General features: G+C 51.6%; 19 protein-coding genes. 8 read left to right on the top strand and 11 right to left on the bottom strand.

All coding sequences use genetic code 11. From position 1 onward, the window contains the following. Positions 1-239: 239 nt before the first annotated feature. Both NG795_RS18540 and NG795_RS18535 read left to right on the top strand, forming a co-directional pair. On the top strand, positions 240-1,181 hold the full coding sequence (locus NG795_RS18540) for a GIY-YIG nuclease family protein (RefSeq protein ID WP_367290128.1): 942 nt from the start codon (positions 240-242) through the stop codon (positions 1,179-1,181). Between the two features lie 299 nt (positions 1,182-1,480). Further along, positions 1,481-2,134 (top strand): 2OG-Fe(II) oxygenase, encoded by a 654-nt coding sequence (locus tag NG795_RS18535; RefSeq protein WP_261250916.1) that lies wholly within the window; start codon positions 1,481-1,483, stop codon positions 2,132-2,134. Between the two features lie 484 nt (positions 2,135-2,618). Here NG795_RS18535 and NG795_RS18530 read toward each other — a convergent pair whose 3' ends face one another. From NG795_RS18530 to NG795_RS18505, 6 genes are all read right to left on the bottom strand, one after another. Beyond that, positions 2,619-2,807, bottom strand: a complete 189-nt coding sequence (locus NG795_RS18530) for a hypothetical protein (RefSeq protein ID WP_367290127.1) — start codon at positions 2,805-2,807, stop codon at positions 2,619-2,621. 210 nt (positions 2,808-3,017) lie between these two features. Then, positions 3,018-3,851: a DNA/RNA non-specific endonuclease gene (locus NG795_RS18525; RefSeq protein WP_367290126.1), complete on the bottom strand. Its 834-nt coding sequence runs from the start codon at positions 3,849-3,851 to the stop codon at positions 3,018-3,020. Continuing rightward, a complete protein-coding gene (locus NG795_RS18520; protein ID WP_367290125.1) occupies positions 3,848-4,729 on the bottom strand; it encodes an HlyD family secretion protein in 882 nt (293 codons plus the stop codon). The genes NG795_RS18525 and NG795_RS18520 overlap by 4 nt, the downstream gene beginning before the upstream one ends. A 4-nt stretch (positions 4,730-4,733) precedes the next feature. Continuing rightward, positions 4,734-5,873, bottom strand: a complete 1,140-nt coding sequence (locus NG795_RS18515) for an ATP-binding protein (protein WP_367290124.1) — start codon at positions 5,871-5,873, stop codon at positions 4,734-4,736. 4 nt (positions 5,874-5,877) lie between these two features. Continuing rightward, positions 5,878-6,903, bottom strand: a complete 1,026-nt coding sequence (locus NG795_RS18510; RefSeq protein ID WP_367290123.1) for a metal-dependent hydrolase — start codon at positions 6,901-6,903, stop codon at positions 5,878-5,880. Then, positions 6,903-7,763 (bottom strand): ATP-binding protein, encoded by an 861-nt coding sequence (locus NG795_RS18505; RefSeq protein ID WP_367290122.1) that lies wholly within the window; start codon positions 7,761-7,763, stop codon positions 6,903-6,905. Before NG795_RS18505 ends, NG795_RS18510 begins: the two co-directional genes overlap by 1 nt. 394 nt (positions 7,764-8,157) lie before the next feature. Between NG795_RS18505 and NG795_RS18500 the strand changes: the two genes are divergently transcribed. Continuing rightward, complete coding sequence (locus NG795_RS18500) at positions 8,158-9,663, top strand: hypothetical protein (protein ID WP_367290121.1); 1,506 nt, start codon at positions 8,158-8,160, stop codon at positions 9,661-9,663. Between the two features lie 299 nt (positions 9,664-9,962). On the opposite strand, the gene NG795_RS18495 is transcribed toward NG795_RS18500, so the two are convergent. Together NG795_RS18495 and NG795_RS18490 are read right to left on the bottom strand one after the other, a co-directional pair. Further along, positions 9,963-10,502, bottom strand: coding sequence for a hypothetical protein (locus NG795_RS18495; protein WP_367290120.1), 540 nt, complete (start codon positions 10,500-10,502; stop codon positions 9,963-9,965). Positions 10,503-10,644: 142 nt separating this feature from the next. After that, positions 10,645-11,127, bottom strand: coding sequence for a hypothetical protein (locus tag NG795_RS18490; RefSeq protein WP_367290119.1), 483 nt, complete (start codon positions 11,125-11,127; stop codon positions 10,645-10,647). Between the two features lie 286 nt (positions 11,128-11,413). Between NG795_RS18490 and NG795_RS18485 the strand changes: the two genes are divergently transcribed. Further along, positions 11,414-12,400, top strand: a complete 987-nt coding sequence (locus NG795_RS18485) for a methyltransferase (RefSeq protein WP_367290118.1) — start codon at positions 11,414-11,416, stop codon at positions 12,398-12,400. A gap of 6 nt (positions 12,401-12,406) precedes the next feature. On the opposite strand, the gene NG795_RS18480 is transcribed toward NG795_RS18485, so the two are convergent. Next, positions 12,407-13,549, bottom strand: a complete 1,143-nt coding sequence (locus NG795_RS18480) for a ParB/RepB/Spo0J family partition protein (protein WP_367290117.1) — start codon at positions 13,547-13,549, stop codon at positions 12,407-12,409. A 2-nt stretch (positions 13,550-13,551) separates the two neighbouring features. After that, the gene (locus tag NG795_RS18475; protein WP_367290116.1) at positions 13,552-14,343 is read right to left on the bottom strand and encodes a ParA family protein; all 792 of its coding nucleotides are present in this window, start codon (positions 14,341-14,343) and stop codon (positions 13,552-13,554) included. A 506-nt stretch (positions 14,344-14,849) separates the two neighbouring features. On the opposite strand from NG795_RS18475, the gene NG795_RS18470 reads away from it, so the two are divergent. The 3 genes from NG795_RS18470 to NG795_RS18460 all read left to right on the top strand — a co-directional run bounded on the left by NG795_RS18470 (position 14,850) and on the right by NG795_RS18460 (position 17,041). Continuing rightward, the gene (locus tag NG795_RS18470) at positions 14,850-15,800 is read left to right on the top strand and encodes a class I SAM-dependent methyltransferase (protein ID WP_367290115.1); all 951 of its coding nucleotides are present in this window, start codon (positions 14,850-14,852) and stop codon (positions 15,798-15,800) included. Between the two features lie 93 nt (positions 15,801-15,893). Beyond that, a complete protein-coding gene (locus tag NG795_RS18465; RefSeq protein ID WP_367290114.1) occupies positions 15,894-16,262 on the top strand; it encodes a DUF6794 domain-containing protein in 369 nt (122 codons plus the stop codon). A gap of 251 nt (positions 16,263-16,513) precedes the next feature. Beyond that, positions 16,514-17,041, top strand: coding sequence for a DUF262 domain-containing protein (locus tag NG795_RS18460; RefSeq protein ID WP_367290113.1), 528 nt, complete (start codon positions 16,514-16,516; stop codon positions 17,039-17,041). 23 nt (positions 17,042-17,064) lie between these two features. On the opposite strand, the gene NG795_RS18455 is transcribed toward NG795_RS18460, so the two are convergent. Next, complete coding sequence (locus tag NG795_RS18455) at positions 17,065-17,985, bottom strand: AAA family ATPase (protein WP_367290112.1); 921 nt, start codon at positions 17,983-17,985, stop codon at positions 17,065-17,067. A 68-nt stretch (positions 17,986-18,053) separates the two neighbouring features. On the opposite strand from NG795_RS18455, the gene NG795_RS18450 reads away from it, so the two are divergent. Next, the gene (locus NG795_RS18450) at positions 18,054-18,290 is read left to right on the top strand and encodes a hypothetical protein (protein ID WP_367290111.1); all 237 of its coding nucleotides are present in this window, start codon (positions 18,054-18,056) and stop codon (positions 18,288-18,290) included. Positions 18,291-18,309: the final 19 nt, after the last annotated feature.

Below are 18,309 nucleotides of genomic sequence, written 5' to 3'. Positions count from 1 at the left end.
AACCAGGCAGTCTCTACCCACTAGGCCCCACTATCTTAGGGTCCCCTAGTGGGGATGGAGACTGGGGCTTGATGGGGCCTGACTAGCCTGAGCCGGTAAGCGCGACTATGCCTACTTGCGATCGCCTCATCCATAACTGCCAGCCGCCAGGTGAACTGACTCCCACCGGAACTCATCCGGACGGGGTAGCCTGTCTTAGCAAAGGTTAAGAAATCTTGACGTTTTAGAGGGCCTGAATCATGTGGTTAAAGTTTGGAGTTTCCCCCGCCGGTGAGTTGGTCGGAGTGGACCAAGTAGGTCGCGGGAAGACGAAATTAACCTGCCTGTATTGTGGTGGCGGGTTGATGGCGAGGAAGGGTAATCAGAAGCAACACCACCTCGCGCACACTGGCGAGACTTGTAACCCGGTGATTCATCGGGTCAAAACCAAAGCGTTCCCGTCCCTGCCGCTCTACGATAATTTCCTAATCCAACTCAAGGGGGAAGAACTGGAGCGGTTGAAAGTGCTGTGGCGCGAGTACGGGAGGGAACGGCGACCGATTCCGAAAGACCTGACCGAATTCCGCTGGATTTTGAAAGGGCTGATGGCGGGCGAAAAGCCCTCCGGGCATGGCTCCGCTTACCGCAATTTTTGCCAGTTCACCAACCAGGGCCGGATTCCCGTGGGTTCGTTGCCGTTGGGAAAATTCAACCAAGTCCAGGAGCCGATGTTGTTGGAGGAACTGGAAAAGCTGGAGCGCTCTGCCGGTGTTGCGCTCGCTGCTGGACTGGATTGCGCTTCGGAACGACGGGCTGACCTGGAAATCTACCGGGCCCAACTTAGGAGGATTCTCTTAAACTCGCTCTATTTCTTGGAGGTCACAGCCGATGGGCAACTGTTCCATAAAATCGGCATCACGACCCGACCGATTGAGCAGCGGATTAAGGAGGTTGAACGGGATATGCGATCGCATTTCTCAGAGGCAACCGTTGAGCTACTCGGACTCTGGCAACACCGGGGAAATGTTGAGCTTTATTTCAAACACAGATACCAGCGATTTAACTTCCCCATTGGCACTCTGACCGAGTATTTCCGATTTCCCAAGGTTGAGCCAGTGTTGCGAGACTTGAATGGGATGGCTCCCAAGGTTTTGAGTGCGGTTGAGTGGAAAGTCTTGGGAGGCGATAGCCTAACAGCATAGTTGCGGTTACCACGTTGTAGATTGAGAATGGTTTGGAGCCTTTGGATAAAATAGGAAAAACCGTGTGGCTCCTTGCGTTTTGTGATTATTTTTTATGGCAAAAATATAAGCATCCTTAAAAAAGAGAAACTGTCAGCTAGTTTCTAGGAGTTTCCTGCCAGAAATATTATTTCCTTACTTGATTCAATAGCAGGAAGGTGGGCTATAAGGTTTTATAATTGGGAACGAAAAACGAAGCAATCCCAAGTCTGAGCGATTGCTGCATTTCTATCTGCTGTTTCCTTAAACTTTGATGATTTTTGAGTGCCTTGAAATACTATAGCCAACATCCTAACGCTTTCTCGATCGACTACCTCAACGACTTGCGAGGAGCAATTCTAGCCTCCCCTTATCTAGCAATCAACAACCTCAATCGCGATTTCATTGGCACAAAAGGGTTTTCCGTGGTGTTTCAACGTTCGGAAATTTCCGAAGTAGAACGGCGGTTCCCCTTGTTCAAACCCTATCTAGACCAAGCATTACAGCCTGAATGCAATGCTTTTTACCTCAACCCTTTGTTGCTGGGTGAAGGTTCCCGCGTCGATCCGCATATCGATCGATCTTTGCGATCGTACTGCAAAACAGTTGAACCTCCCGCAGCCGTCAGCGTTTTATACGTGCAAGTACCGCCGAACTTGCAAGGGGGAGAGTTGATACTGCGGCGCAACAAACAGCAAGTCGGACAGATTAAGCCGCAAGCCAACTCGCTGATCTATTTTCAAGGAGATTTGACTCACTCTGTCAACGCTGTTAAAAGTACCGGAACTCGTTTGAGTTTGGTTTGCGAACAGTACAGTTTGAGCGAAACAGAACTGCAAGATATTCCAGGATTCACAGTGGAATCTAGGGCCGTGAAAGCAAAAATTAAGTTCGGTCTTGGGGTGTTGGTTGCGGTAAGCGCAGCTATCCCGTAGGGAATCGCCTCGGGCCAATAACTGTCACTACCGACAGTTATCCGATTCCCGCCGGTGCAGATGGAACAATTTCGTCACAAAACTTTACGTCTTGTCCTATTTTGCTATTACCTCGGCTGTATGCCGTGTTGAGAGATTTGAACGGGATGGCTCCCAAAGTTTTGAACGCGGTCGAGTGGGATGTCTTGGGAGGCGATAGCCTAACGGCATAGCTGCGCTTACCGGGTTGCAGGTTGATTCGATGGTCCTGATTAGCTCTTGTTCTGGAGATGCGATCGCACTGCAAATGGATTCTATTGTACCAATTAGGTTCAGGTCTGGGATGGCGATCGCTTTAACTCGAACCCTAAGCGCCCGTCCCCCCAACCTGAAATCGTTTTCACTTTGGCGGCCAACGGGATGCTATTCGGATAAAATAGAAAAAACTGGATTGGCCCCACAGTCGAAAATGTCGAGATATTCCAAAGACTGGCAGCAAATCGCTCTAACCGTCAAACAACAAGCAAACTGGTGTTGCTCCAAATGTGGTCGCCAATGCTTGCGCCCCGGTGACGAGACTAAACACCTGACCAAATCGGAACGGGGTAGGTTGACCCTGAACGTGCATCACCACAACCGGATGCCCGAGGACAACCGGCCCGAAAACTTGATTGCGCTGTGCAGCACCTGCCATTTGAGCTGCCACACCCGCCAACAGTCGAACATCCCGCCCGGTCAGCTTTCGTTCCAGTTTTAACCGTCATTTCCGTCGCCAATCCCCAGGTGCGATCGCATCCGACTATTTCTAAAGGGCCACCCCTCAGTTAGCCCCGCCTTGAAACGAGCCATTCTTATTCTGCAAAACCGGATACGCCCTTCTTCCCTGGTTTATGTCGGAACCCCATCAAGGCAAATTCTGCTCTTGCTCTAGTTGTTGCTGCTGGTTCTGTTCCATCAGTGGAAACAAATCCAGTCCCGTGCGCCGTTCGATTTCAGCCACACTTGTCAGTCCGTTGCGGTAGTCGTAGTCACGCGGAACGTCCTGGTCCAAGATGAAAGCGTACATCCGGGACCCATCCCACAGCACCTTCCAGTAACCCGAAGGAACCCGGTGAGGCTGGCTACTATGGGGCAAAGGGGGCATCGGTCGTTCGTAGAGTGTGCCGGTGATAACGTAAACTGTCTCGACCTGTTGGGCCATCTCTCGTTCGGCCCGTTCCAGTTGCAGCCAAGCCCCCCGATTGAGGTCCGCTCGTTGTGGTGTGATATTCGAGAGCAGATTTGTCAGTTGCCAGTCTCCCCCCCGCGCCGAAGCCAGTGGCATCTGGTGGCCCCGGTCGTAGCCGAGAGCGCCCACGCCGCGATAGTCACTCGGACGCAACGTTTTATGCGGGGGCAAATCTGGGTCCGGCATCCATTCGCGAGATTGCTCCTCATCGCCGGTGATGGCATCTACAGTCAACCGATACGCCACCCAGTCTGCCATCTTGGTCGTTCCGTTGTTGCTCAGGCAGTAAATCGGACGGCAGACCACATCGTTATCCTCCGGTGTCCCCAACGGCTTCCCATAGGGCAAATGTTGCGAATTGCCAAGCTGGGACGGGATGGGGCTAGAAGGAGCTAGACCGGGCAAACCAGGCGATCGCACCGGAACTTGATGGGTCGAGTTGAGGTAGCCCGCCAAGCCTAGCAACGCCAGGGGGATAATCCAGTTCAATCGCCAGAGTCGAATCTTCATGGTTGCTCGACATCTAGCACCAACCGAGCTAGGAGGGTGTCGTTACTCTGCCGTTCGATATCCACCCGCCGCACCACTCCGGCATAGGGTGAGAACACCGAAGCGCTTTCCAGTTCGGTCTCCACCTCGTCTAACCGGGTCAACAGTTGATTGCGACTAACTCCGACCCGCTGGACATTCACGACAAAATTGCTCACATCCCGTTGATAGGCCATCAGATTGCGTTGCTGTTCCAGGGCTTGCTGATATTGCAGATACTGATAATCGCGCTGTTTTGCTTGTCTGGCCGCTACCGATTGCATGATTGCCAAGGCCGCACTCTGCCGATTTTGTTCAAGTTGCAAGAGTTCGGTGTAGCCCTGGGCTTGGTCAATCGCGTTCATCTCCGGTATCTTGAACCGGCGGTTTGCTTCCAGTTTGGCTTTCTGGAACTCGACTGATTCCTGTGCCTGTTCTAGTGCCAATTGTGCCTGTTTGATAGCTTCAGTTTCCATCGTCAAATCCACTGGCGGTAGTTCCACATCCACCACGGGCAACGGTTCAGGAATCGGCAGGTTGAGTTGCTCCAGGCTCAAATCAAGTTGTTTTTTGGTGCGTTCGAGTTGGGTACGACGGCGGGTCATGTCCGAGATGATTTCGCCCTTTTCCAGTTGGTCTCCCGGTTTCACCTTCAAGTCCTCCGGGTCCGAAAGCGCAACAGTCACGTCCACTTTGCGCGGAGTGGCTGACGGAAGCTCGTCCGGCTCCGGTGGAATGGTGGAAGTTTCTGGGCTAACCGCTGGTACTGGCGGGGGATTGTATTCGGGCTGAGTGCTTTGGGCGCATCCGAAATTGAGGGCGAGAATGGATGCGATCGCCCACTGACATAATCGCTTCATTGGCTTACTCCGCTTGAATTTCGACTCGTTGAAAATAGGGAACTACCGCAACGTGATGAGATTGGTTTCCAAACCGACAGAGGGCTTCCAGTGGTTTCAGTGCGGCAACTTTAGCCTCGGCAAACCGAAACTTACGGCTGACTTTCGATAAATCCGCAGGGGTCACGCCCAACACCAAAAGACTGCTGGCGTTGCTGATGGCGGCGGGGCTGAGGTCTTCAATCATTTGTGAGAAGAGTCCAAGGGATAATCCGAACTTCCTTCCGTCGCGCAGGATGTCATCAGCTTGCCGGGAGCCAGCCAACGTGCGCGATTCGTCTACCATTAGATAACGTTTTTCCGAGTTTCCCTCGCCTAGCAACCGATGGCGGTCGAGCAGTTGTTTGGCAATGGAGTTAGTTGCGATCGCCTGTAATCCATCGACTTTTGCCAACGGCGACAGGTCAATCCGCACCAATCGCGGTGAGAACATATCCGGCTGTGGCTTGCTGAAAATGCCGTAGGTAAAAACGTCGGAGAGCTTGTCATGCAGGGCATTCAGCGTGTTGCGTTCTTTGGCGGATTCGGCTTCCTCGATGCGTTGGTTGAGTTCGGCTTCCACTTGGGCGAATGTGGGCGGTTCGTTCTGCCAGGTTTGCGCGTGTTTGTCGAAAATTCCTCGTTGGGCGTAGCAGTGGCGGATGATATCTTTGAGTGCTGATTTCTGGCTGGTCCCGAGCTTGTACTGCTTTTCGAGCAATGTTGCGATCGCCTGCATCTGAATCTTTGGCCCACCCCCTGCCGGGTCCAGGTCAATCGCCAACAGGTTGATGCCATCGGGACTGGTACGGCTGAGTTGATAGCAGGTCTCCCCAGGAATCGCTAGGTCACCATGCAGGTCAGTCATCACAATTCGCAAGGCTGGGTAAATTTCGAGCAAACTGTAGACCAACCCCTTGAGGGTCTGGGTTTTGCCCATGCCTGATGCACCAATGCCTGTGATATGACCGTTGGGTAACGAGAACGGGCTCCAGTGAATCGGTTTGTTATGCGGGTCATGTCCCACCAACACGCCCAATTTTTGCGGAGTTTTTGCAAGGGTTGGCAGTTGCGCCGGTGGCTTGAGTTTGGCCTGGGGTAACGGTGCTTTGTTTGTTGAGAACATTGTGCTATCTTTCCTGGACTATCATGACTGTGAGTGTGCCGGTTCCGTAGCGGTTGCCCAGAGGTGCGAGTTGCTCCAGCCGTGCCGCATGAAGGCTGACTCCCGTACCAGTAGCAACCACCGGCCAGAACCACTCGGTTGACTTGGGAAACTGCAAGTCTGTCGGGTCATCGGTTGTTAACGTGCCACTGACGTAAACTTCCTCGCTCAACGGCAGTTTGGCTAGAGTGGATAGAACCGGCTGGTCATTGAGTTGCAGGGTGCGGATTTCGGTGACCACAGGTTTGCCGCGATGGGTGCGGATTTTGTCAATCAAGATTTCACCGGCGTCCGATTGAGAAGCGCGATGCAGAAATCCTTGGGGGTCTTGCAAAATGAACGTGGCTCCTTCCAATCGCAATACTCGAAACTCCTGATTCACCGGAACCCTTGCTGCACTTGTCCAGCCTGTGACGTGAGCTTGTATGACAAACTCGGCATAGTTGCGGTTGTAGAAGTCGATCGCCGCACTAGGAGAACCGGACCACTGCCCAATCGCCCGCATCAGACCCCCCGCACTCACGAGATTGAACAAGCCCACCGCAGCGGCAGCAATCACCACCGTTACAAAAAATTCGTTCAGGCTACCCGTGGCGAACCGGAGCCGGGGATGGTCAATCAAAACATCCCGGGCAGTGCTGGGCCAAAAAAATTCGACGCCGTTGCTCGTGAGCATATCCCCGAGAATTCCCGCACAGAAGCCCAACACCAAGGCATAAGCTGCCTGAGACCAAAACCACCAAATCGGAGCTGCCAGAACGCAAACGCATAAAATCGCCACCCAACTGTGAGTGATTGTGCGATGGACCACCCCCCGCCGTTGCAACTCAGCCGAAATCGGATAGAAGATGCGTCCGGCAATCGATTGGCTGCTGTCGATATCAGGCAACAAGGAAGCGGCGGCGGCGATGCCAAGCAAAACTGGATTGAGCGTTTGCAGCGCTGCTGATGCGATCGCAATTCCCAGGACCGCATGAGAAGAACCCATCATCAGTAATGCCCTCCCAATCGGCGCTTGCTGGGGGTGAAGAGAATCCGCGTAATCACGAGGGTACTCATACTCGCCGCACCCACTATCTGCATCGGTTCGCGTCCGGCATAGCGCAGCAAACTCAACAACAGAAAAGGTAGGATAATCCACTTGCCCCAACCGCGATAATGCTGGTGTCCAGCGGGTCGAGCTTGCGGCAGTCCGAGAAAAAACTCGCGCATCACTTTTTGGGCAATCGCTGGGTTTCCCCCGGTTCTTTGCTGAAGCCTCGCATACTCATGGGGACTGATTTCGAGTTCGAGTTTGTTGGCCGTTTCCATCATGATTTGCCGGATAAACAAGGGCGGCATTGGTCCAAGTTCAAGCGCCACCAACTTGAAAATCAAATCTTTCTCTGGTTTAGTTTTGCCCGCTGCTAGAATCGGCTGACCTCGGTCGTACAGCTTTTCGAGCCAAAACCTAACGGATAACGAAACTCGCGGGAAGTTGTCCACGATAATAAAGCCGATATTGGCACTGAGAAACTCATCCACTGCTTTTTGAAGTTGCAGGGTTGTTAGTGCTTTGCCTTCGAGTGATTCGGTTTCTAGCCCAAACCCTTGCGCCAACTCCATCATCATTTGCTTGGCGGTACTCGGTGCGATCGCCACTACCGGAAACCCTTGCTCTTTGAGTTCCTCCGCGACAAAATCTAGCAATGCGCTCTTGCCACTGCCCGCTTCCCCCAGGACGAACAACGACTGACCCGCCAACAATGACGCGACGATTCGCTCTTTCTCATCAGGACGATAGCAAACTTTCTGGGGAAGCTCGCGTTGATTAACTTCCGCCTGAAATTCTAATTCTAAAGTTGTCTGCATTCTTGAATTTAGTAGGTATTATTTTCGTTCATTCTGACATTCAATCCTCGTATTGACAACGCTAAAATTAATCTTTAGACTTGTTTAATATTTGTGGTATTCGCTAAATTTACCATGAGTCCAGCCTAGGATATAACTCGTCCAAGCCTTGACTATCAAAGTTTTCCAGGAATGAATCTAGTTTGAAAACAGCTCAATCAAGACTTGTTTTTATCAGTACCAAACTATGCTGATGAACCAGTACATAATCCTAGTCAACTGATTAGACTAATTCAGAACAAGTTCGGTGATTAGTTCGACCACAAAATAGACCTTAAATTGAGCCAATTCACCCCACTAATACCAACATTTTAGGCTAAATTGTACCTGAAAATCTACTTAAAACTACTTGTTAATGCTAATAACTCTCGCAGAAACCCTCGGCAGAACCACCCTGAACGACGAAGCGCTCACCCTTTCCACCGGCACCGGGTCGCGCGCTGCTTCTTCCATTGGCCGCTTCCTCGATGACGACTACCAACTACTCGACCCATTCGGTGTAGTTGGTGGCTCCGCTGCACTCTGGACCGACCTCGAACCGGGACTCTATCGACTGAACGGCCAACTCGCCACCCGGGACAACGAAAACGACGATATCGCAGGATTCTGGGATAAACGCTCCCTGCGGACGGTCCGATTCAGCCAACTGCCCCTCGAACAACGACAAAACTCCACCGTCTGGCACGAAACTGAGCCGACCTCGTTCTATATCAACGTTCCCTACGACACTCTCGGCTTGACCATCCTGGATGCGGACAACTCTCGCGGAACCTCCGAAGCCATCATCGAATCCATCGAACGAGTGGCTGACTTGCAGTTTGCCCCGGTGACTCCGACCGAAGTGGCGATCGCACCGAATTGGAGCCTAGGGGATGTCAGCTATGCGTCCCTCTCGACCCGACCGGACGAGTTACGAATTGGGACCGCCTCAGCCAACCGCGCCATCAGCACCATCAGCCGCGAACTCACCGGGGACTATCAAGCCCTGGCAGACTATGGCGTTGAAGGCAGCATTGCTCAATGGTCTGTACCAAATGGCGAATATGCAATCGAGTGGCAATTTTACACCGCAGAAGATGACTGGGACCGGGATGCAGCCTACTTCTGGAATGGCGATGCAATGGAACTATTTGCCGAACGTAGTGTGGCGACGGAGCAAGTTTCCGCAACCCGCTGGCAGAGTGACTGGTTCACCTCGACCGTGGAGGTACTTGATGGCAACTTGACATTTGTCACCTTGGACACCGTGGATGGGGCTGATTTTTCTCAGTTGCGGATTCGGTCGATTGAGCAAGTTTCGGAACTGATTGAGTTGCCGTTGCTAGAGTGGTCGTTCCCGGAAACCTCACCCTCCACCGCCCCGACCACCCACGACCCCATCCTCGGCGAACCTCCCTGGCCCTATCCCGAATATCCTGAAGTGGACATGGGCAACGACTGGCAAACTGCCTGGGACCTGGGACTGCAACGACCCTGGGAAAGTGACATAGGAATGAACACCGGCACGACCTGGACCCACGGCTACGTTTACCCGAGTTATCACTTAGGAGCCAGCTACATCACCGAAAACCTAGGTGGCGAGACTGTTGGGGGTGACTGGGATAGCGTGGACCGGCGGACCTTTTTCCTAGACGAAGGCAGTTACCTCAATGCCTACACTGACCCCAACGCCATCACCGAACTGGTCGAGTTTCATCCAGATGGGACTATCAATGCGATCGCCACGGTCGAATATGGTCCCCGCTTGCAAACCTGGCTCGAACCAGGCAACTACGGCTTGAGCTTCTTCACCGAGGGCGACGGAGCCGAAATTAACACGGCGCTCTACTGGAGCAATAGCGACCCCAACTACGCCGACTGATGCCAAAATAAAGGCTCCCCAATCCCGGGGAGCTTGAGGTTAGGGATTCTTGAGCGAGTTGTCCTCACCCAGTTGGAACCGGACCGGCTTAGTACGGAGCAAGACCGAGACCGCCAGTGCGTTGCAGAACCCGACCGAGCCGCCCACCAACGCTCCATTGCGAGGATTGCCCAAACCCGCACCTACCAGCGCCCCCGCCATTAGACCGATAGAGCAGCAAAACATCCAGGCCCGGGCTATGCTGCACCGTTCCACGGACAAGACCCAATTAAACGATTCAACCGCCGCATCTGCATCGACTAGCGCAGCCTCTTTTTTCCCATTTTCACCGCAGCCTCAGCCACCTCGTAAGGGGACCCGAACCGTTTCGTAAAAGCTTGTTGGCATTGCAGTTCGAGGGTGCGGGCTTGCTGTTGTTCGTTGGCGGGCAGTCCGTTTTCAGCGTAGTAGGTCGCTAAGGCAGTCGTGGCGATCGCCACCCTTTTGGCGGATGCTTCGTAGTAAAGTTTCATGGCCCCTTCCTGGGCTTGGGCAAATTCTTCCTCAGTCAGTTGCAGCCCTGGATTCGAGGTAAACTCTCCGCTGACTTCAGAGTTCATTTCTGGTTCTTCCTCAGCTAGGGTCAACTCTCCAGCTTTGGGCGGAAATCCTTCGGTGCTTTTAGTTGTTTTGATGTGTTCGTCCAAAAGTCGGAACAGTTCGACTTGTTCTTCGGAGTAGTAGGCGTTCCTGCCATCTTTCGTGGGTTGCACGTCGTAGCCTAGTTCGGTTAGAAGGTCGCGCCGTTGGTAAAACGTGGCTTTTTTGTAGATTTCTATGAGTTCTGATGCTGGAGTCATTGGAATAATTTTATCAACAATTCCCACCAGTTTAGAACTTGTCCGCGAAACTCGCAAACCTTGTCCTGTCAGCATTCTAACGAAACTGTAAACTTTACAGTTTGCCAAGATTGATGCAGTGCAAACTAAACTGTAAACCGTTTCAGTTTGCACCATTGTTTTGCTGGAAAATGTACTGAGCATCTGCCAAAGCTCGTTGGTTCGGGCAACTCATCCACTCGTTCTCATCCGGCACTGCTGCGCCTTCCACAATCAGCAGCCCATTGAGCAAGTCTTCTTGTTCGGTGGCCGCGTTCACCCAAATTTCGCCAATCCAGGTTTCAGATTGTTGGCCTAAGAAAGCGATTTCGACGCGGTTGCTGCTATTGGCAATCAGTCGCTCCATTGCCTCGGTGGATTCGGTTGCAGGTTGGATGCCGCACAGCTTCACCCGCCGCTGCTCCTGACCCCGTTCGACCACAAGGGTATCAGCACTGGCGATATCCTTGAGCAACCATTCCTCTGTGTTCCAGTCCATCTCTGCCGGAGCTTGGATAATGCTGCCATCGTTCGGGCGAAATATGAAAAAACCGACTATTGCGATCGCCACCAAGGGCAACAGAATTATGGCTAGTTTCTGGTTCATCGCACCTCTGCTGATTCAACCGAAAAAATTTTAGCAGAGTTCCGCTCTGAGGAGTAGGCAAGGCTGTTGCAGATTCTGTCCCGGGGCTGATGCTGGTGCTAAACCAGTTCAGCTAAATTAGAACCATAGCAAATGTGAATAGCATGGACTCACGAGAGTCTCTTTAAAAAACCTCCGATAATAGGCAATCCCGTCAGGTCTCCTTCTGGCGGGATTGTTGCATTTGCATGGGTTTGGCCTCCTCACGAAAACTTGCCATCATAGATAAAGTCGTTTTGAGGTCCAGATGATGCCCAATCCCAGCTTGATTATGGATACTGCCCGTGCCTATCAGAAGACAGCGGCACTGAGCGCAGCAGTCGAACTCGACATTTTCACGACCATCGCCACCGGAGCGCAGACCGTCGAAGCCATTGCCGATCGCACCCAAGCCTCGACAAAAGGAATCCGCATTCTCTGTGACTATCTGGTAATTCTGGGACTGCTGGAAAAACGGGACTCACTCTATTCCTTAACCGAAGATAGCGCCGCCTTCCTAGACCGACGTTCCCCGGCATATCTCGGTGGAATCATGGACTGGAACGCCCGCCCTGAGTCAATTCAAGCCAGTTTTAGCTTGACCGATGCCGTCCGCAATGGAGGCGCGACCAACTCGAACAACGACCCGGGCAAATGGATTATCTTTGCCCAAAGCATGGTCAACATGATGAAGCCGTTGGCTCAAAGTGTGGCGAGATTGGTCCAGGTTACTGACACAAAACCCTGGAAAGTTCTCGACATTGCCGCCAGCCACGGGATGTATGGCATCAGCATTGCCCAACAAAATCCTCAAGCTCAAATCTATGCGTTGGACTGGGAGGAAGTTTTAACGGTGGGTCTGGAAAATGCCGAAGTTGCTGGCGTGGCATCCCGGTATCATCTCATCCCCGGTAGCGCCTTCGAGGTTGAGTTCGGCAGTGATTACGACTTGGTACTGATTCCCAACTTTTTCCACAGTTTCGACTTGCCCACCTGCGAACAGTTTATGCGGAAAGTCTATCAGGCACTCAAGCCCGGGGGACGAGCGGTGACCGTTGAATTTGTCCCGAATCCAGACCGAGTAACCCCACCGGAAACCGCAGCCTTCAGTTTGAATATGCTGATGATGACCCCTGCGGGGGATGCCTACACTTGGGCCGAATATCAGCAGATTTTCCAGGCTGCCGGTTTTGAGCGCAATGAGTTGATTCCCCTGGAGCCTTCCGCTGAAAGCGCCATCATCAGCTACAAGTAACCCAGATTAACGCTCACTGATGGCCCGCGAAATTTCCTCCAGCTTGTCTCGTAGCCGTTGTTGCAGTTGTTCGAGTTGTTCGGGGGAAGCGCTCGACAAGATTTCGCTAGAGAGTTTGTCTAGGGTTTTCGTAGCCGTGGCGATCGCACGGTTGCTCTTGGGGGCTGGCTTTTCAGGTTGGTGGTCTAGCAAAATCTGTTTGACTCGTTGGCGAGTTTTGGCAACCGATAGATTTTCGGCTAGAACTTGCGCGGTTGCTTTGGCTCGGATGTTAGCAGCTTTCTTTGAAGTGACATTCAAGTTCTTGGGTGAAAGTTGGTTGAGTGCCACTGCCTGGAAACCCTTGAGCCCCGAATCTCGCATTGCCTGCTTGAGGTCATCCCACAAAGAAACCATTGGAAAAATGTTTGCACTCACACTCGCCGGGTTTAGTTGCAGTTTCAGGAGTTCCAACAAAAGGGTCCGTTCATTTTCCGACAACTTTAAGGTGTCTAGTCCCTGAGCTTGAGTTTGGGTGGAGGTACTCACGAGTTCGGTCAGTTGAGCGAGTTTGCCCTGCTTGCTCAGTCGCCGCATGACCGAGCCTAATTCTCGGATGATTTGCTCGGGTTCGAGTTGGGTGTTCTCGTTAAGTTCTTTGAGAATCGCCTCAGCTTTATCCAGCGGATTCAGGTCTTCCCGGTGTAACGAGGTCAACAGTGCCTCGCGATGCAACTCGCTTTTGCTGGGAATCACCACCACCTGCAACGTCTTCCAGCCTAGCTGCCTTGCCCCACGCCACCGGCGTTCGCCATCGAATAGCAAAAATTTATCCGCAGCTTCCATGACAATCGCGGGCTGGAGTTGACCGAACCGTTCTAACGAAGCCGCTATCCCTTCGATACTTTCTGCGGTGAATGTTTGCCTAGGCTGGTCTGGGTTCGGTTCAATCTGTGCTACTAGAATCTCTCGGATACCACCACCTTGAACGAGTTGGTCGCGCAACCGTTCAAGTTCCGTTTCCAGTTCGCTGGCATCGGGGGTTTGTCGGAGGCGTTCGATTTCTGCGGTGAGTTCTTGGATTTTCTCCTCGGATTCCGAGAGTTGGTAGACTTGGTTGGCACTAGAAAACAAATTGTCCATATCCACAATCGGACGTTTTTTTGCCACGACTAACCTCCAATCAGCTTGTGGACAGCTTTGGCAACTTCATCGAAATCTTTGCGGGCTGGATGAGAGGGTCGATGCAAGGGCAATGGCAAACCCACGGCACTGGCATTCACGAACTCCGCTGAGTCCCTCACTGGCGGGAAACACTTGATATTGATTTTGCCCAGGGTTTCCGGCAAGGATTCTAAAATTTGCCTTTGAGCCGCTCGTTTCTGGTCGGACTGGTTCGGGACAAATCCCAGTATCTGCGGCTCGGGCTGTAACCGCAACTGCCTCTTCATCAAATAGAGCCACTCCAGTAATTTCGAGGAACCCTGAATCGATTTCGGTTGCAGTTGGACCGGCACGAGAATATGAGTGCAAGCGGCCAACGCCAACATCGGCAAGGGTCCCAAGGTGGCAGGGCAATCGAATATCAGGCAATCATGGGGTAGCGGGTAATCGACTAGGCGATCGGCCAGCAAGTACGACCCCCTCGGATGCAGAGCAATTTCGTGGGTGGTCTGGGTCAGCACCAATCCTCCGGGACACAATTCGACCCCTTGAACTTGTTCGGGCCAGCACTGAACTAACGGCCAATCACCCTCAAACTCTTCTCGGAGCACCGCTGCTGTGGACTCCTCTGGGGCCGCTGGGGACAATCCGCAAAACAAGCTCAACGAACCTTGAGGGTCGAGGTCAATCAGCGCTACCGTTGCGCCACGACGGGCTAGTTCGTAGGCGAGATGAATGCTCAAGGTGGTCTTGCCGCTGCCTCCGGCGTTGCTGAGAATAGCGAGTCTAACTGATGGCATAGTGCTGTAGCGAATAAAAACTAATCTTGGCTTTATCGTACTCGATTTGTCTCGGATCGGATAACGTTATCCGATCAGTTTTCGATTGGTTCAGAGACGGAATGGGACAGGTCCGAAATGAGTTTGTTGGGTTGCTCGGGTCCAATTATAAACGAGAAATTTCGGATAAGCTATCTGATATTGGCTAGTTCTGGGAGCGGTGGGGCGAAATGACCGGGGGCTTATTTGAGTGAAGCCCTGCCGAGTTAGATGCGATCGCCCATGTGTTCTTATCCGCCATCGTTAGAATCAGCAGCCGATTGAACGGTTCCTCCTTGTCGTAGTACCCCATTCCCCCAGACAACCCCACCCCAGTCTCATCGCTTGGATGAGGGAAACGCCAGAGTGCAGTTATTCCGTAGGCGATCGCATCTGTTCAACTACAGTGGAGATTGCCGCAGATAAAAGCGGAGCAAGTAGACCCCTGCCTCTTAAAATAAAAAATGTTCTGACTGGCTATTTTGAGAATGACCAGAAAACTTAAACCAGATTGGGCAGGTGGTGACCTGCTCTCCCAGTTTGTCAACCTTTTGATTCAGACTAAGCCTATTTATTGGCTGATGAAGCAACAAGCCCGCCAAGTTATCATCAAGACTGCCGAAAAAAATGGCATTCCCTGGCGTAAGAACTATTCAGATTTAGAGGCATCTGAAGCCAAGAACTTACTCGCTACAATCACGAATTCCACCGTAACCTATCCTAGCTATTATCAAGTGCCTTTCCACGCCTATAACCAAGGTAATCTCTGTTGGGAGGCTGCATTTGAAGCCGCATCCGCGACCTATGCAATGGCGCTTAGAGTATGGCCGAAAGAACCGATTAGCTGGCAGGTGGCACAAGACCGGCTGCGCGGTAGTTTCCACCAAGTTCTAGGGGAATATGGCCCGAAACAAGTTGCAGATATCCTGGACATTGGCTGCTCAATCGGACTTTCTACTTTAACGCTACATCGCTATTATCAAAACAAACAGGACAAAGCACCTCGAACGGTGGGATTGGACTTGTCTCCCTATATGTTGGCCGTAGCTCAAACCCTTGATGAGCATCACGAAATTTCTCAATGGATACATGAACGAGCCGAAAACACGAACTTGCCCTCGCAGAGTTTTGATTTGATAACCCTGCAATTTGTTACCCATGAATTGCCCCATCATGCCACTAAAGCTATCTTGAAAGAGTCGTTTCGGCTGTTACGAAAAGGCGGATGTTTAGCGGTGGTAGATAACAACCCGAAGTCTGCGGTCATCCAGAACTTGCCACCCGTGCTGTTTACTCTGATGAAAAGCACCGAACCTTGGTCGGATGAATACTATACCCTAGATATGGAAGCTGAAATAGAAGCCGTGGGATTGACCCATAAAATAACCGTACCTAGCGATCCACGTCATCGTACTCTTATTGCGTGGAAGCCTAACTAAACTTGGGATTCTAAGGGCGAATTCCTCGTTTACCGTAGATATCCCGGATACGAGGAAGAGTGGCACGAGTTGGGGAAAACTGGATAAAAATGAATGAGGCGATCGCATCGCATGAGCATGGACTTACCGATTGGAGTGACTCCCGAACCCACAGACCCGAAGCAACAGATTAACCCGACCTACTCGCCCACAGGTCTATTCATTCCGTCCAGCATCGAGGAGGCGATTGCCGAACTAGAAAAGATGCTACACCCCGACTTTATCGAAGAAGCTCGGGCCATGACCCAAGCAGAGTTTTTGGCCTCACAGCATCTGGGCTTGGCACTCTGGCTCCGTAATAACTGGGAATTGTGGCGGGTGAATCCACTGACTCAATCTTTGCAAGGTTTAAACATCACGCACCCGGATGGGATGTCGAGTTTTTTGCTGGGCCAGTTCTGGCAAAAATTGCAGCAACTGTAACGCTTTGCAGTTTGCTGAATCACCACCGAGCCAGTTCGTCAGCAGTTGGTCTCGGTGTAACCCATCGATAGGAAACTGGGGAATGTTGCGCTCGCCTCCAACACCGGCACACCCTCGTACATTATGTAGCGATAAAGTGCTTATTCCGGTATAGTTTAAAATGGAACTCAACGCACAGCAGCATGAGAGTTTCCAAACTTATTGCTGCATTTAGCGGTATATTCTAGTTTTTTTAGTTTAATCAAGTAAATATGTCTGAAGCCTCGGTCACTTTAGAAAAGATGAATTTAGCTGAACAACAGATTCGGCAAGAGCAAAAACAGATTAACTACACAACTCGCGAGTATCCGATTGAGGTGCTGGTTGACAAATATTTAACTGGAATTGACGACAATAGCAATGAACTGTTTATCCCAGACCCGCACAAAGGCATGAGGTGGGATGAAGAGCATCAGTCTAACTTTATTGAGTTTATTTTTCTAGGGTTTTCCATTACTGGCATTTATGTGAGCGAAGTTTGGTCAGAGAATGACCAAGATGATAGAAAGCTAGAAATGATAGATGGCAGCCAGCGACTCCAAACGTTAGCCCGGTTTGTCAACAATCAACTGACCCTCTGTAATCTGAGCAAACTCACCCAGTTAAATGGAGTTCAGTTTGCCAGTCTATCAAACGCCTTGCAGAGAAAGTTTAGAAGACGAAGCGTTCGGGTGGTTCAATTTAACCCAGACACAACGGAAGAAGACCGCCGAGACTTTTTTGAGCGGTTTAATTCCTAACAGAGTCTGAGCATCTCCACGGCTTATCGCACCGCTGGTTCAAGCAAGCCATCCAAACTCTTGCTCCAAGTGTCAAAGAATCCATCGGGGAACTGGTCAATCCGTCCATTGCGGTCAATACGAGGCGAGGCCACTTCAGTCAATTGTTGCGGATTCAGACTCAGGAAGTTAATCTGCACATCATCCGGTGCCAATCTGCCGCCATGAACGGCGAGGCGAATCCCGTTCAGCAGGTGGTCGCTGTGAGTTTCTAGGACCACTTGGATTCCGGCACTGGCGGCCAACGAGAACAACTCACCCAACCTGACTTGAGCCTTGGAATGCAGCCCAGTCTCGGGATGTTCGGCCAACAGCAACGACCCGGGAGCCAAAGCCAGCACTGCCACAACTATTGCCCAAACGCGGGAGTTCGTGCTGTCGTGGGGACTGATTTCGGCCAACCATGCCCGAGCTTGCAATTCCAAGTCAAGGGATTCTACCGATGGATGCCGCAGTCGCAAGGTGCCAATTTCGCCGGTGAGTGGCCCAGTAGCGTGACCTTCGGGACCAACATAACGAAACCCGTCGCTAAACAAACTTGCACCATAGCCAGACCCATCAGGACCCGAGAGCAAACTCAACACATCCACCGATGGACTATAGCCGAATTCCCATCGATGAATACCCTGTTCATCAACCAACTCGAACCCTAGACTATCTTCCAAAGCTTGCTCACACAGCGCATCGCGACCCGTGCCAATGTTGACTAACTCGCCATTGAGTTCAAGACCAACCCCAGGGAGCAACCCGGCACGATAGGATTGACGGAGCAAAAGCAGCGATTGCAGCACGCAGGATTTGCCGGTATTGTTCAGTCCAGAGAGTACCGTCAGCGCCTTCAACTCAATCTGCTGGTTCTGGAATGATTTGAAATGGGTCAACCCTAGCCGACTAATTGGGGTCATTGCTGTGCTCATTAGGGGTCTGTGATATGATAGCATACGCTGGTTATGATATCGGGAATAATAGCTAGATGATGAGACCGGAAATGCGATGGTTTGAGCAGGAAAATCACCAGGCAGTTTTGCCGTTGATAGACAATGTAAAAACTGAGCTAAACATCCAGATTCAACGCTGTCAAAATCGGATTAAATTTGCTAAAGATAACCCAGAATTGCAAGCTAAATATCAAGGAGAACTGTCTGCCTATCAACACGCCATTGACCTGATAGATAATCTGGTTTTGTCGCAGTATAACTCAAATCAGTAACACCCTGACCCAGCAAATT

The organism is Laspinema palackyanum D2c, from assembly GCF_025370875.1.
Lineage (GTDB): Bacteria > Cyanobacteriota > Cyanobacteriia > Cyanobacteriales > Laspinemataceae > Laspinema > Laspinema palackyanum.
Note: the sequence above shows the minus strand (reverse complement) of the source record. Positions and strands in the feature narration are given on the sequence as shown.

What these genes read in the sequence shown, in the direction of transcription:
- NG795_RS18495 (WP_367290120.1), bottom strand. Translation starts at nt 10,502, where the DNA reads ATGACTCCAGCATCAGAACTCATAGAAATCTACAAAAAAGCCACGTTT.
- NG795_RS18470 (WP_367290115.1), top strand. Translation starts at nt 14,850, where the DNA reads ATGACCAGAAAACTTAAACCAGATTGGGCAGGTGGTGACCTGCTCTCC.
- NG795_RS18475 (WP_367290116.1), bottom strand. Translation starts at nt 14,343, where the DNA reads ATGCCATCAGTTAGACTCGCTATTCTCAGCAACGCCGGAGGCAGCGGC.
- NG795_RS18520 (WP_367290125.1), bottom strand. Translation starts at nt 4,729, where the DNA reads ATGAAGCGATTATGTCAGTGGGCGATCGCATCCATTCTCGCCCTCAAT.
- NG795_RS18515 (WP_367290124.1), bottom strand. Translation starts at nt 5,873, where the DNA reads ATGTTCTCAACAAACAAAGCACCGTTACCCCAGGCCAAACTCAAGCCA.
- NG795_RS18455 (WP_367290112.1), bottom strand. Translation starts at nt 17,985, where the DNA reads ATGACCCCAATTAGTCGGCTAGGGTTGACCCATTTCAAATCATTCCAG.
- NG795_RS18465 (WP_367290114.1), top strand. Translation starts at nt 15,894, where the DNA reads ATGAGGCGATCGCATCGCATGAGCATGGACTTACCGATTGGAGTGACT.
- NG795_RS18450 (WP_367290111.1), top strand. Translation starts at nt 18,054, where the DNA reads ATGATGAGACCGGAAATGCGATGGTTTGAGCAGGAAAATCACCAGGCA.
- NG795_RS18485 (WP_367290118.1), top strand. Translation starts at nt 11,414, where the DNA reads ATGATGCCCAATCCCAGCTTGATTATGGATACTGCCCGTGCCTATCAG.
- NG795_RS18500 (WP_367290121.1), top strand. Translation starts at nt 8,158, where the DNA reads ATGCTAATAACTCTCGCAGAAACCCTCGGCAGAACCACCCTGAACGAC.
- NG795_RS18490 (WP_367290119.1), bottom strand. Translation starts at nt 11,127, where the DNA reads ATGAACCAGAAACTAGCCATAATTCTGTTGCCCTTGGTGGCGATCGCA.
- NG795_RS18510 (WP_367290123.1), bottom strand. Translation starts at nt 6,903, where the DNA reads ATGATGGGTTCTTCTCATGCGGTCCTGGGAATTGCGATCGCATCAGCA.
- NG795_RS18540 (WP_367290128.1), top strand. Translation starts at nt 240, where the DNA reads ATGTGGTTAAAGTTTGGAGTTTCCCCCGCCGGTGAGTTGGTCGGAGTG.
- NG795_RS18460 (WP_367290113.1), top strand. Translation starts at nt 16,514, where the DNA reads ATGTCTGAAGCCTCGGTCACTTTAGAAAAGATGAATTTAGCTGAACAA.
- NG795_RS18525 (WP_367290126.1), bottom strand. Translation starts at nt 3,851, where the DNA reads ATGAAGATTCGACTCTGGCGATTGAACTGGATTATCCCCCTGGCGTTG.
- NG795_RS18530 (WP_367290127.1), bottom strand. Translation starts at nt 2,807, where the DNA reads ATGGCAGGTGCTGCACAGCGCAATCAAGTTTTCGGGCCGGTTGTCCTC.
- NG795_RS18505 (WP_367290122.1), bottom strand. Translation starts at nt 7,763, where the DNA reads ATGCAGACAACTTTAGAATTAGAATTTCAGGCGGAAGTTAATCAACGC.